Here is a 13,102-nt window from a genome sequence, read left to right as displayed (position 1 = left end):
CCCCGGCACCGCGGGGCGTTCGGCCGGTGGAGCGGCCTGCTCGTAGGGTGGTCCCATGAAGGACCTTCCCGCCCGCCGTCTGCTCCTGGTGCACGCGCACCCCGACGACGAGTCGATCAACAACGGCGCCACCATGGCCAGGTACGCGGCCGAGGGCGCGCACGTCGCCCTGGTGACGTGCACCCTCGGCGAGGAGGGCGAGGTCATCCCGCCGGACCTCGCGCATCTCGCCGCGGACCGCGAGGGCGGCCTGGGCGACCACCGCGCCGGCGAACTCGCCGCCGCGATGCGGGCGCTCGGGGTCACGGACCACCGCTTCCTGGGCGGCCCCGGCCGCTTCCGCGACTCCGGGATGACGGGCACCGAGCAGAACCACCGGCCCGGTGCCTTCTGGGCCGCCGACGTCGACGAGGCCGCCGGGCACCTGGTCGGAGTGATCCGCTCCCTGCGCCCCCAGGTACTCGTCACGTACGACCCGGACGGCGGATACGGCCACCCCGACCACATCCAGGCGCACCGCGTCGCGATGCGCGCGGCGGACCTGGCCGCCGATCCCGCGTACGACGCCGGCGCCGGAGCCCCGCACACCGTCGCCAAGGTCTACTGGAACCGGGTGCCCCGCTCGGTGGCCGAGGAGGGCTTCGCGCGGCTGCGGGACACCGCCCCCGACGCGTTCCCGGGCATCGCCCGGATCGACGACGTGCCCGGAGTCGTGGACGACGACGTGATCACCACGGAGATCGACGGCTCGGCGTACGCCTCGGCGAAGACGGCCGCCATGCGCGCGCACGCCACCCAGATCGCGGTCGACGGACCGTTCTTCGCTCTTTCGAACGACCTGGGCCAGCCCGTGTTCACCACGGAGTACTACGAGTTGGTGCGAGGCGTCCGCGGCGGGGACGACGGTGCCCGGGAGCACGACCTCTTCGCGGGTGTGCAGGACGCGGACCTCGCACCGGGAGCACGGACATGAGCAACAGGCAGAGGCAGCGCGCCTCGTCGCAGTCGCCGCGCACCAACGCGCCGCCCAGGATTCCCGAACCGTCCGGTCTCGCGGCGCCCCCGAACCCCCGGCGGATCCCCCTGTACGTGGGTCTCGCGGTCCTCGGCGCGGCCGTCGGACTCGCCGGCACCCTGGTCCAGGCGGCCCTGTTCCCGGGCGGGTTGCTGCTCGCGCTGGCCGCGTCGGCGGGACTGTTCCACGGCGGCCGGGTGCTGACCCGGACACAGCTCGGCGCGCTGGTGCCGGCGGTGGGATGGTTCCTCGCCGTCATCGTCCTGCTCGGCGGGCGTCCCGAGGGCGACTACGTCTTCGGGGAGGAGATCGGCCTGGCTCTCTTCATGCTCGGAGGGATGGCCGTGGCTGTGATCTGTGCCACCATGTCGCGGCTGCCGTATTCGGCCAACGACCCCGGTCGATCCGGCACGTGATGTGGTATGTCCGCCCCCGGATTGCCCCTCCGCGCGGTGCCGGGTGCATCCTTGTTCTCCCCGTACGCGGAGAGTCCTGCGGCGGCGGCCAGTATGGTGGTGCGCGCGCCGAGCCGTCCCCTGGCCTGCGGCATGGGGGAAGTACGGGCGGCGGAGCCAATCGGGAGAACCTGCTTTGAGTCGTGAAACTGACAGTTCGTCCTCCGGGCCCCAGGGGCGTGGAGGAGCCGCGTACCCGTCGGGTACGCCGCCGTACGGATCACGCCAGTATCCGTCGCTGCACCCGTCTCAGGACGGCCCGGAGGAGACTCCGGAGCCTGCGGACCCGCCCCGGCCCGAGGAGCCCAGAACCGAGACGACGCTGACGACGCGTATCCGGATCAACATCCCGGGCTCGCGTCCGATCCCGCCTGTCGTCATGCGTACGCCGATGAGTGAGACGGACGCGTCGGGCGGGCGCCCCGCCTCCGAGCGGACCGGCAGCACCCCGAGGCCCGGCGCACCCGCGCCGTCGTCCGGCGGGGCCCCCGAGCCCGGCCCGGACGCGCGGCCCGGCGGCCCGGCGGCCGAGGTCCCGGACGGGAAGCCGGCCAAGGAGAAGAGCGGGAGCGACTGGTTCGCCCCGCGCAAGGCGCCCGCCCCGGCCCCCGGCGCGGGCGCGGCTCCCGCGGCCTCGGCTCCGGGAGGCCCCGGCCAGGGCCCCGGCGCACCCTCCTCCGGCGGTCCTTCCGGCCCGGCCGGCGGTTCCGGCCGGCCGACGCCGCCGCGCGTGGACTCGCCGTACTTCTCGGACGGTCCGCAGCAGCCCGGCGACCGGGACGGTGCGCCCCGACCGGGGCGCAGCGCCCTCGACGACCTCGACGGCCCCCCGCGCGGCACGCCGAACCCCGGTGTGCGGCCGCAGGGCGGCCCCGGCCCCTCCGGACCCACCACGGGCCCGGTCACCGGGAGTTCGTCGCTCACACCGGACCTCGACCGGCTTCCCGGCGCACCCGGCCGGACGGCTCCCAGCGGCCCGGCCGGCCCCGGCGGCGTCCCTCCGCGGATGTCGGACGACACCGCCATCCTGACGCCGCAGGCCCCCGCACCGGGCCCCGGCTCCGGTGGCCACGTCTCCGGCGACACGCTGACCAGCGGCATCCCCGTCATCCCGGCGGAGCCCCGCTCGGTCTTCCCGGGCGGCCCCGGAGCCGTCCGGCCGCCCGAGGGCCCCATGGGCGGCCGGCCCGGGGGCGCGGGTGCCGCGGCGCCCACTCCCGCCTCCCGGCCCGCTCCCAAGGCGGCGCCCGCCAAGAAGGGCCGCTCCAAGCTGGTCCTGCTGGGCGCGGGAGTCCTCGTGCTGTTCGGCGTGGCCTACGGCGCCGGTCTGCTGATGAACCACTCGGAGGTCCCCAAGGGCACCACCGTGCTCGGTGTCGACATCGGCGGCGGCACGAAGGAGGAGGCGGTCGCCAAGCTCGACGCCGCCCTCGGCAAGCGGGCCCAGACCCCTCTGCGGCTGTCCGTGGACGGCGAGGAGCAGAAGCTCGACCCCGACAAGGCCGGTCTCACCCTGGACAGCCAGGAGACCGTCCGGGGCGCGGCGGGCAGCGACTACAACCCGGTCTCGGTGATCGGGTCCCTGTTCGGCGGGGCGCGCTCCGCCGACCCGGTGATCCCGGTCGACGAGGAGAAGCTCGGCGTCGCGCTGACCGATCTGGCGGGTGCCGCGGGTTCCTCCAACGACGGCACGATCAAGTTCGAGCCGAACAAGGCCGTTGCGGTCCCCGGGAAGCCGGGCAAGTCGCTGGACGTCAACCGGTCGATGATCTCCGTACGCGATGCCTATCGCGCGCAGGTCCAGACCGGCGATCCGGCCCTCGTCGAACTGCCCGTCGCGGCCAGCGAACCCACCATCACCAAGGCCGAACTGGACCGGGCGATGAAGGAGTTCGCCGAGCCCGCGATGTCCGGGCTGATCACCGTCCAGGCCGGGAGCAAGTCGATCGACTTCGGCCCCGCGCGGTCCCTGCCGCAGATCCTGTCCATGAAGCCGGTCGACGGCAAGCTGGTCCCGGTCTACGACAGGAAGGCGATCGACACCCTGCTCGACGGCGTCTTCGACGGCATCATGATCACCAAGGGTGACGGTACGAAGCACCAGGTCAGCTCGACCGACGTGGCCCAGGCCATGCAGGGCGCCCTCCTCGGCAGGACGCCCGCCGAGCGCACCGTCGCCATCGACCTGAGCGGCGAGGGCTGACCGGCCCGGCGACCTCGCGTACGCCCGCCCCCGTCCGGAGTTCCGGACGGGGGCGGCGTGGTGTCGGCGGCCGGACGTGTGGCCACGCGGCTCCGCCGGACATGCCGACCAGGCCGTGGGGCGCGTCGTCGCCGAAGAGGAGCCCGTGGAGTTCGCCCGTCCGTCGCGGACCGGATGCGTGCCCACGACGACCGGGAGGAGTTCCTGGCGGGGGATCGCGCTCCTCGTGGCCGGGACCGCGGCGCTCCACCCGCCGGCCGGCCGGGCACGCCGAAGCGCGGGGCCCGTCCGTAGGCACGGCACAGGGCCCCGCGCTTCCCCCGCGTGCTACGGGAAGGACACCACCTGGGACGGAACGGTGGTGTCACCCGAGGTGGGCGATCCGGTGTCGTTGATGACGTGGTCGTACTGGCCCTTGCCGCCGAGCGAGACCACGAGCAGGTCGTGGAACTTAACCCCGGGCTTCACCGGGGCCTGGAAACCGTGCTGCTGGCGGATGGTCGGGTCGACGTCGAAGAAGCAGTAGCTGCCCATGCCCCACCCCTCGTGGGTGGTCACGGAGTCGTCGACCTTGTAGCCGGCGTAGCCCTTGATGTCGCCGTTCTGGATGGCGGCCTGGTTCGGGGCGTCGTACGCCTTCTCGTTCTGGAAGAAGATCGTCTTCCCGTTCTCGCCGGACCACCGGACGTCGTACTTGTTGAAGTGCTCGACGAACAGCCCGGTGGCCAGGACGTCGTCGCCCTTGACGTGGACGCCGTAGTCGGCCCGGTTGGTCTCCCAGCCGACACCCTCGCCGTGGTCGGCGCGCCAGACCCAGGTGTGGTCGATGATGGTGTCGTCGCTGTTGACGACGATGCTCGTGGTCGCCTTGCCGGGGCCCGCGCCGCCGATCCGCACGAACACGTCCTGCAACGACGTCGGGTTGGCCGCGTGGTCGCCCGAGGAGCCCTCCGGGCCGACCTCGACGAGGACCGAGGAGTTGACCGGGCCGGCGTCCACGAGGAGTCCGGCGAGCTTGACGCCGTCGACGTCACCCACCTTGATCGCCGTCACGCCGTTGTCCGGGATGATCGTGGCGAGGCCGAGACCGAGCGCGACGGTGTTCGCGCGGTCGATCTCGATGGGCTCGTCGACGTGGTAGACGCCCGGGGTGAACAGCAGGTGCAGGCCCTGGTCGACGGCCGCGTTGATGGTCTGCGCGGTGGCGCCGGGTTTCACCACGTAGAACTGGTCGAGGGGGATCGACTCGCCCTCGGGCGTGCCGTCGGCCCAGCTCGTCCCCCGCGCGTAGCTGTCGCGGGTGTACCACTGCTGCTGGGAGTAGGGGCCGACCTGTCCGTCGATCTTGCTGTCGGCGATGTAGCCGCCGCTGGCCCATCCGTAGCCGTCGGGCGCGAGGTTGAGTCCGCCCTTGACGTGCATGCGGCGGAACGGGGCGGCCTGTGAGACGGCCCAGCGGTTGGTGCCGTTGACCGGGTCGAGGGCGAGGTTCTCGGCCGAACGCCAGAAGTTCTGGGTGGCGTTGCCGTCGAACCAGCCGGCGTCGACCGTGACGTCACCGTTGAACGTCGTGTCGTCGGGGTTCAGGCCGAGGCCGGCGATCGACGTGTAGAAGCCGATCTGGGCGTTGATGTCGTTGTAGGTGCCCGGCTTGAACATCAGGGCGTAGCGGTCGCTGCCGAACTGCGCGGACTCCTGCTTCTTGAAGATCTCGTCGACCTTGCCCTGGATGTCGGGCGTCGAAGGGTCGAAGACCAGCACGTTGGGGCCGAGGTCGCCCCCGCCGGGCACCGCCCCGGTCTCGTCACCGAACGCCGACCGGGCCGTGGGGAAGGCCATGAGCAGCGACACGGCGAGTGCGGCGAAACCGAGTGCCTTGGAGCGGCGGCGCCGGTGAGGTGCGGTGGGGGCTGCTGGATTCGTGGGGGGAACGTGCATGGATGACGTCTCCTGGGTCGTGGTAGGGGCACGACGGAACCTCTGAAATGAGAGAGCGCTCTCTCATGCGGCCGATGTAACCGCCATCGCCCTGGACACGTCAAGAGGTGTGCGTCAGGAGCCTCCGTCGGGGGCCGCGGTGGACAACCATTGGCGCCGGACGTGAGCCGAATGGGCCGGTATGCGCGTGGATCGCCCGCCCGGTGCGTTCACGGGGTGACCTACCGGCCGCCGGATCGCGGCCGGCCGGCTCCCCGCCCGGTGGTGCGGGCCGCCCGCACGACCGGGTCAGTTCAGCAGCGCCCTGGCCGCCCGGGCGCGGTGGCGGATCGCCTCGGCGGCCGTCGGCTCGATCCCGTCGACGATCTCGGCGTACTCGTCCATCTCCGCGGCGCCCCGCAGGAACTCCCCGCGCTGCACGAGGAGCTGGGCCCGCTCGTAGCGGAGCCTGGCCGGGTGCGCGGGCAGCAGCAGGGAGAGTTCGAGCGCCCACAGCGCCACGTCCGTACGCTCCGGGCGGGCCGACGCCCAGGCCCGGACGTTGTTCAGGATCCGCAGCACCGTCTCCAGCGGCCGTGCGGGCACCAGCATCGACGACTCCAGGGGCGCGCCGGTCGCCCCCGTCACCATCAGCTCCGCGTCCTCACCGCTCAGCGGGGCGCCACCGGCGAAGGGATCGGCCAGGACCCGCTCGGCCGGGTCGCCGAAACCGACCACGAAATGACCGGGGAGAGCCACTCCGTAGACGGGCGCCCCGGCCCTCCGCGCCACCTCGATCCAGACCACGGACAGCAGGATGGGCAGTCCTCTGCGACGTCGCAGCACCTGCTGGAGGACCGACGACTCCAGCCGCTGGTAGTCGGGGGAAGAACCCCCGAAGCCGCAGCGTCCGCCCAGCAGTTCGGCGAGCGCGGACGCCCACGCGCGGGCTCCGCGGGCGCCGTAGGGCAGGAGGCCCGCCAGCCGGTCCAGCTCGATCTGCGCCGCGTCGACACCGTACGGATCGGCGTCCCCCGGCGACGGCGGTGAGGCCTCCGCGCCCAGCAGCAGACAGAGCAGTGCGAGGTCCGGCCGTTCGGCGCGCGCCTCCTCGGCGAACCGCTTGCGTCGTGCGTCCCTGCCGGCGTCCTCGGAGCTCATGTCTGACACGTGTCCCTGCTGCTGTCTCCGCTACGCGGACCGGAAGTGGTGGTAACGGTGATGGGTGGCGAAGCCCATGCGGTCGTACAGCGCACGGGCGCCTTCGTTGTCCGACTCCACCTGGAGCCACGCGGCCGAGGCGCCCTCGTCCAGCGCCGTGCGGGCCAGCGCCGTCATCACGGCGGTGGCGAGCCCCCGGCGCCGGTGCTCCGGACCCACCTCGACGGCCATGAAGCCCGCCCAGCGGCCGTCCACCACGCAGCGCCCGATCGCCGCCGGCACCCCCGCCGGGCCGTCGCCCGGTACGGAGGCGAACCACACGGAGGGGCCGCTGCCCAGCACCGTCCGCACATGGGGCCCCGGCGTCCCGGAGCGCTGGTACCGGGACAGCCACGCGTCGTCCGGCTGACGGGCCGTCCGCACCGCGGAGACGTCCGCGTCCAGGTCGCCGACCGGGGCCAGCGCCGCGATCCGCACCTCGGCCGACACCTCCCGCCGCCACCCGTGCTCCTCCAGACCCGCGCAGAGCCGCTCCTGCGTGCCCTCCGCGCCCGTCGCGGCCTGCACGTAGGCGGGCAGCCCCCGGTCCTCGTACCAGCGCCGGACACGCCCGAGCGCCTCACCCAGCGGAAGACCCGGATCGCCGAGCGGCAGCACGGAGTTGGCGCGCCGGGTGAATCCGCCGGCGGCGCGCAGCCGCCAGTCGCCCAGGAGTTCGCTCTCCACGGGCTGCCAGGCGCGCGCGGTGACCAGGGCGAGTTCACCGAAGGAGGCGGCGGGACCGCGGCGGCGTGCCGGGGCCGCGGGCACCACCTTGCCCGCCACCAGCGAGGATTCCGCGATCCGGACGCTCCCGCCGCTCTTCGTCGTGACCGAGAGCACACCACCGTCCCACGATGTGAGAACCCCGACCGTGTCGGTGAACTTCGCGTCCTCGCCCGGGACGCCGACGACGCGCCGTACGGACACCCGTTTTCCGACGTCAGCGGGCGTTATGCGAACTTCGAGCCGTCCGCCCATGGTGAATTCCACAGCTCTCTCTGCCCCTCCTGTTCGGATCGTGCCCCGGAACGGAGATACTAGGGGCGGGCATCGACGACGCCGCGCTCCCGCGCGAGAGCCAACGCCCTACCGAGGAGGAACGACAGCGTGACCTACGTCATCGCGCAGCCTTGTGTCGACGTGAAGGACAAGGCCTGCATCGAAGAGTGCCCCGTCGACTGCATCTACGAGGGCTCCCGGTCCTTGTACATCCATCCGGACGAGTGCGTCGACTGCGGAGCCTGTGAGCCGGTCTGCCCGGTCGAGGCCATCTTCTACGAGGACGACACCCCGGAGGAGTGGAAGGACTACTACAAGGCGAACGTCGAGTTCTTCGACGACCTCGGCTCCCCGGGTGGCGCCTCCAAGCTGGGTCTCATCGAGCGCGACCACGCGTTCATCGCCGCGCTGCCGCCGCAGAACCAGTAACCGGCACAGCGAGCGCCGCCCGGTCCCGTACGGCTCGTCACCGTGCGGGACCGAGGTGTTTTCCGGCTGCCACGCCCCCGTACGAGAAAGCAGAGTTCCGTGTCCGAAGCAGTCCCCGTCTCCTCCCGCCTCCCGGTCTTCCCCTGGGACAAGCTCGCGCCCTACAAGGCGACGGCCGCGGCCCATCCGGACGGCATCGTGGACCTGTCGGTCGGCACGCCCGTCGACCCGGTGCCCGAGCTGATCCAGCAGGCGCTGATCGCCGCGTCGGACAGCCCCGGCTATCCGACGGTGTGGGGGACCGAGGAACTGCGTGACGCCCTGACCGGCTGGGTGGAGCGCAGGCTCGGCGCGGTCGGCGTGGCCCACGGGAACGTGCTGCCCGTGGTCGGCTCGAAGGAACTCGTCGCCTGGCTGCCGACGCAGCTGGGGCTCGGCGCCGGTGACAAGGTCGCCTACCCGCGGCTCGCCTACCCGACCTACGAGGTCGGGGCGCGGCTCTGCGGCGCCGAGCCCGTCGTCTACGACGACCCGACGGAGCTGGACCCCGAGGGACTGAAGCTGCTCTGGCTCAACTCCCCGTCCAACCCGACGGGCCGTGTCCTGCCGAAGGACGAGCTGACCCGGATCGTGGCCTGGGCGCGTGAGCACGGGGTGCTGGTCTTCAGCGACGAGTGCTACCTGGAGCTCGGCTGGGAGGCGGAGCCGGTCTCCGTGCTCCACACGGACGTCTGCGGCGGCACGTACGAGGGCATCGTCGCCGTCCACTCGCTCTCCAAGCGCTCCAACCTCGCCGGGTACCGCGCGGCCTTCGTGGCGGGCGACGCGGCCGTCCTGGGGGAGCTGCTCCAGATCCGCAAGCACGGCGGGATGATGACGCCGGCCCCGGTCCAGGCGGCGACGGTCGCGGCGCTGGGCGACGACGAGCACGTAGCGGAGCAGCGGGCGCGCTACGCCCGGCGGCGCACGGTCCTGCGGGCGGCGCTGGAGGCCCACGGCTTCCGGATCGAGCACAGCGAGGCGAGTCTCTACCTCTGGGCCACCCGCGACGAGCCGTGCTGGGAGACCGTGGCGCACCTGGCGGAGCTCGGCGTCCTCGTGGCACCGGGCGACTTCTACGGGCCGGCCGGGGACCGCTTCGTACGGGTGGCGCTCACGGCCACGGACGAGCGCGTGGACGCGGCGGTCGCGCGGCTGTCCTGACGCAGGGCCCGCAGACGCGCCGAGGGGCCTCGGGAGTGCGCACTCCCGAGGCCCCTCGGCACGTTCGCCGGGGCCCGGCGGGTCAGCCGATCGGCAGGCCCTTGGTGGGCAGCCCCTTGGTCGGCAGGCTCTTGGTCGGGAGGGTGTCCTCCGTCAGCTCGCCGTCCGCCAGGGTGCCGGCCTTCTCCAGGGTCTTGCCGGCGGCGGGAAGGGTCGTGCCGACCACCTTGCCGCCGGTCTCGTTCGCCGCGTGCGAGCCCTGCTTGGCGGTGGAGTCGAGCGTGCTGCTCAGGCCCGCGCCGTCGAGCGAGGTCAGGCCGCCGAGCGCGGGGGTCTGCGGGAGCCCCGCGGCGCCCGCCGCACCGGCCGCGCCGACCACGGGGGCCGCACCTGCGGCGATCAGCAGCGCGGCGCGGGCGATCCGACGGGTCAGGGGGAGGGACATGATGCTCCTTCGGCGGGACGTCAACGGGTCTCGGCGGATGTGGAATCCGCCTGTCCGGTGATCGGACGCACTGAACAACAGCTCCAGGGGCGGGGAAGGTTGCGGGGAACCCGGGCAAAGACTGGGTAATGCGTCCGATAATCCGCAATGCGACGACCCGGTGGCGGGGGGCGTTCCCCGCACGCCTGATGAACCGTCACTTCCCGTCGTACGCAGGGTCGTGAGCCCGTGGGGAGGGTGCGTGGAAGCGCGGGTGCGGGCGTGGCTCGGCCTGTCGTCCGTGCGGCCCGCACGGCCCGTACGGATGACAGGCCGTACTACTGAGCGAGCCGCATCCGGACGCTGGTGGAGCTCGGTTCCTCGCGTTCCGTCCGCCACCCGGTGTCGGCGGTCCACACCCGCCCCCCGTAGGAGACCTCGTCGATCCGCAGGGTCCCGGCCCGCGCGACCGCCCAGTGGGCGAGCTCCCAGCCCCGGCTCGAGGCGCGGTCGTCCCCGGCGGGTACCGGAACCGACACGGTGCCGGCCGCGGCGGCGCCCGCCGACCCGGTGGACGGCAGGACGTCCTTGCCGAACGCGCGCACCAGATCGGACCGCACCGCGGCCGCGTCACCGGGACCCTCGGCGGCCGCGGACGCCTGCGAGCAGGTCAGCGAGGCGGGGGAGCGCCCGGTCAGCGCCGCGGCCAGCAGGGCGGAATCCGGCTCGTGCTTGGCGTACGCCTGCGGGAACCCGCTCTTCTGCACCTTCTGGGCCGCGACGGTCAGCGGCAGCCGCGAATAGCCCGGGACCTCGACGAGGTGCTCGTAGAACTCCCCGGCCGAGTAGACCGGGTCCATGATCTGCTCGGGCGTTCCCCAGCCCTGCGAGGGCCGCTGCTGGAAGAGACCGAGCGAGTCCCGGTCGCCGTGGTCGATGTTGCGCAGGGAGGACTCCTGCATGGCGGTCGCCAGCGCGATGGTCACGGCCCGTTCCGGGAGTCCGCGGGTGGTGCCCACGGCGGAGACGGTGGCGGCGTTGGCGGCCTGCTCGGGGCTCAGCTCGTACGTCCGCCCCTCACCCCCGCCGACCGGCCCGACGACGCACCGGGGCGCACCCTTGTGGCCGGAGAGGTACTGCAGGGCCAGATAGCCCGCCAGTGCCACGAGCACGGCGAAGGCGGCCGCGGCACGGAACAGGCGGCTGCGGCGGGGAGAAGAACTCGTCCGGGGCACGAGGCCAACCGTACTGGAGGGTACGAGCGGGCCGGTCCCCGAAGTCCCTTAGGGTCGTGGCCATGGATGGACACACGCTTGACCTCTCCCTGGACGGTCCCGAGCTCACCGCCCGGCTGGTCGACTTCCCGTCGGTCAGCGGGCAGGAGAAGGACCTCGCCGACGCCGTCGAGGCGGCCCTGCGCACGCTGCCGCACCTGACCGTCGACCGCCACGGCAACAACGTCGTGGCGAGGACCCGGCTGGGCCGGTCCGAGCGTGTCGTCCTGGCCGGCCACATCGACACCGTGCCGATCGCGGACAACGTGCCCTCCCGCCTCGACGACGACGGCGTGCTGTGGGGGTGCGGCACCTCCGACATGAAGTCTGGCGTGGCCGTCCAGCTCCGGATCGCGGCGACCGTGCCGGAGCCCAACCGCGACCTGACCTTCGTCTTCTACGACAACGAGGAGGTCGCCGCCCAGCACAACGGCCTCGGACACGTGGCCGAAGCGCACCCCGACTGGCTCGAAGCGGACTTCGCCGTCCTGCTGGAGCCCTCCGACGCGCAGGTCGAGGGCGGCTGCCAGGGCACCGTGCGGGTGCACCTGCGGCTGGAGGGCGAGCGGGCCCACTCCGCGCGCAGCTGGATGGGTTCCAACGCGATCCACGCCGCCGCCCCGGTGCTGGCCAGGCTCGCCGCGTACGAGCCGCGCCGCCCGGTCATCGACGGTCTGGAGTACCGCGAGGGGCTCAACGCCGTGGGCATCGAGGGCGGTGTCGCCACCAACGTCATCCCGGACTCCTGCACCGTGGTGGTCAACTACCGGTACGCCCCCGATCGGAGCCCCGAGGAGGCCGAGGCGCACGTCAGGGAGGTCTTCGCGGACTGCGGCGTCGTCGGGTTCACCGTCGACGACCACTCCGGCGCCGCCATGCCCGGGCTCTCGCATCCCGCGGCCAAGGCGTTCATGGAGGCGGTCGGCGGCACGGCCCAGCCCAAGTTCGGCTGGACCGACGTCTCCCGGTTCGGCGCTCTCGGCGTTCCCGCGGTGAACTACGGTCCCGGGGACGCGCTGTTCGCGCACAAGCGGGACGAGCACGTGGCGGTCGACCGGATCACGCACTGCGAGGAGCGTCTGCGCTCCTGGCTCACCAGCTGACCCACGGCATTCCCCCGCCCGTAACCTCCGCCGATCTAGGCTGAACCGACACACGCACATCGCAGGTCGGCGGAGGGAGCAGGTCATGGGCAACCCGGAGGACGCACGGATCCCCGAGGGCGCGCAGATTCCCGAGGGCGCGGTGAAGCCCGAGGAGCAGCGACTGGGTCCGGTACTGCGGCGCAGGGACCAGGTCCAGCCGGGCACGACCGATCAGCGGCTGCTGGACTCCGAGGGCGACTCGGAGTGGGTCCACACCGACCCCTGGCGCGTCATGCGGATCCAGTCGGAGTTCGTGGAGGGATTCGGCGCGCTGGCGGAACTGCCCAGCGCGATCAGTGTCTTCGGCTCGGCCCGCACACCGGCGGGCGGACCGGACTACGAGGCGGGCGTACAGATCGGCAAGGCGCTGGTCGAGGCGGGTTTCGCCGTCATCACGGGCGGCGGTCCCGGAGCGATGGAGGCGGCGAACAAGGGGGCCCGGGAGGCCAAGGGCGTCTCCGTCGGGCTCGGCATCGAGCTCCCCTTCGAGTCCGGACTGAATCCACATGTCGACATCGGCGTCAACTTCCGCTACTTCTTCGTCCGCAAGACGATGTTCGTGAAGTACGCCCAGGGGTTCGTCGTCCTGCCCGGCGGTCTGGGCACGCTGGACGAGCTCTTCGAAGCGCTCACCCTGGTCCAGACGGGCAAGGTGACGCGCTTCCCGATCGTCCTCTTCGGTACGGCGTACTGGGGCGGCCTGGTCGACTGGCTGCGGGACACGGTGGTGGCGGGGGGCAAGGCGTCCGAGCACGACCTGATGCTGTTCCACGTCACGGACGACGTGGACGAGGCGGTCCGGCTGGTGACGAAGGAGGTCGGCCGCTAGCCGCGT

At 72.7% G+C, this 13,102-nt stretch carries 12 protein-coding genes; 7 read left to right on the top strand and 5 right to left on the bottom strand.

The genetic code is table 11. The annotated features are described in order from the left end of the window. The first annotated feature begins 55 nt into the window (after positions 1 to 55). The 3 genes from mshB (at position 56) to IA22_RS0113325 (ending at position 3,673) form a co-directional block, all read left to right on the top strand. Positions 56 to 973 (top strand): N-acetyl-1-D-myo-inositol-2-amino-2-deoxy-alpha-D-glucopyranoside deacetylase, encoded by a 918-nt coding sequence (gene mshB / locus IA22_RS0113335; protein WP_014154256.1) that lies wholly within the window; start codon positions 56 to 58, stop codon positions 971 to 973. Continuing rightward, complete coding sequence (locus IA22_RS0113330) at positions 970 to 1,431, top strand: DUF6113 family protein (protein WP_030123713.1); 462 nt, start codon at positions 970 to 972, stop codon at positions 1,429 to 1,431. The genes mshB and IA22_RS0113330 overlap by 4 nt, the downstream gene beginning before the upstream one ends. A gap of 175 nt (positions 1,432 to 1,606) precedes the next feature. After that, positions 1,607 to 3,673: a hypothetical protein gene (locus tag IA22_RS0113325; RefSeq protein ID WP_199818235.1), complete on the top strand. Its 2,067-nt coding sequence runs from the start codon at positions 1,607 to 1,609 to the stop codon at positions 3,671 to 3,673. A gap of 327 nt (positions 3,674 to 4,000) precedes the next feature. Here the strand turns inward: IA22_RS0113325 and IA22_RS0113320 are convergent, their stop codons facing one another. The 3 genes from IA22_RS0113320 to IA22_RS0113310 form a co-directional block, all read right to left on the bottom strand. Further along, a complete protein-coding gene (locus IA22_RS0113320; RefSeq protein ID WP_030123711.1) occupies positions 4,001 to 5,611 on the bottom strand; it encodes a hypothetical protein in 1,611 nt (536 codons plus the stop codon). A gap of 288 nt (positions 5,612 to 5,899) precedes the next feature. After that, complete coding sequence (locus IA22_RS0113315; RefSeq protein ID WP_030123710.1) at positions 5,900 to 6,751, bottom strand: transglutaminase-like domain-containing protein; 852 nt, start codon at positions 6,749 to 6,751, stop codon at positions 5,900 to 5,902. Between the two features lie 30 nt (positions 6,752 to 6,781). Continuing rightward, a complete protein-coding gene (locus IA22_RS0113310; RefSeq protein WP_030123709.1) occupies positions 6,782 to 7,783 on the bottom strand; it encodes a GNAT family N-acetyltransferase in 1,002 nt (333 codons plus the stop codon). 117 nt (positions 7,784 to 7,900) lie between these two features. Between IA22_RS0113310 and fdxA the strand changes: the two genes are divergently transcribed. Both fdxA and IA22_RS0113300 read left to right on the top strand, forming a co-directional pair. Next, the gene (fdxA, locus tag IA22_RS0113305) at positions 7,901 to 8,221 is read left to right on the top strand and encodes a ferredoxin (protein WP_014154250.1); all 321 of its coding nucleotides are present in this window, start codon (positions 7,901 to 7,903) and stop codon (positions 8,219 to 8,221) included. Between the two features lie 99 nt (positions 8,222 to 8,320). Then, positions 8,321 to 9,424 (top strand): bifunctional succinyldiaminopimelate transaminase/glutamate-prephenate aminotransferase, encoded by a 1,104-nt coding sequence (locus IA22_RS0113300; protein WP_014154249.1) that lies wholly within the window; start codon positions 8,321 to 8,323, stop codon positions 9,422 to 9,424. 82 nt (positions 9,425 to 9,506) lie between these two features. Here the strand turns inward: IA22_RS0113300 and IA22_RS0113295 are convergent, their stop codons facing one another. Beyond that, positions 9,507 to 9,869 carry a hypothetical protein gene (locus IA22_RS0113295; protein ID WP_014154248.1) on the bottom strand — a complete coding sequence of 121 codons (363 nt, stop codon included), beginning with the start codon at positions 9,867 to 9,869 and terminating at the stop codon, positions 9,507 to 9,509. A 317-nt stretch (positions 9,870 to 10,186) separates the two neighbouring features. Beyond that, positions 10,187 to 11,083 carry a hypothetical protein gene (locus IA22_RS0113290; RefSeq protein WP_015578621.1) on the bottom strand — a complete coding sequence of 299 codons (897 nt, stop codon included), beginning with the start codon at positions 11,081 to 11,083 and terminating at the stop codon, positions 10,187 to 10,189. Between the two features lie 62 nt (positions 11,084 to 11,145). On the opposite strand from IA22_RS0113290, the gene dapE reads away from it, so the two are divergent. After that, positions 11,146 to 12,225 carry a succinyl-diaminopimelate desuccinylase gene (gene dapE / locus IA22_RS0113285; protein WP_014154246.1) on the top strand — a complete coding sequence of 360 codons (1,080 nt, stop codon included), beginning with the start codon at positions 11,146 to 11,148 and terminating at the stop codon, positions 12,223 to 12,225. An 85-nt stretch (positions 12,226 to 12,310) separates the two neighbouring features. Further along, positions 12,311 to 13,096 (top strand): LOG family protein, encoded by a 786-nt coding sequence (locus IA22_RS0113280; RefSeq protein WP_014154245.1) that lies wholly within the window; start codon positions 12,311 to 12,313, stop codon positions 13,094 to 13,096. Positions 13,097 to 13,102 lie beyond the last annotated feature (6 nt).

Origin of the sequence: Kitasatospora papulosa, assembly GCF_000717245.1 — a bacterium.
GTDB classification, from domain to species: Bacteria; Actinomycetota; Actinomycetes; order Streptomycetales; family Streptomycetaceae; genus Streptomyces; species Streptomyces papulosus.
Note: the sequence above shows the minus strand (reverse complement) of the source record. Positions and strands in the feature narration are given on the sequence as shown.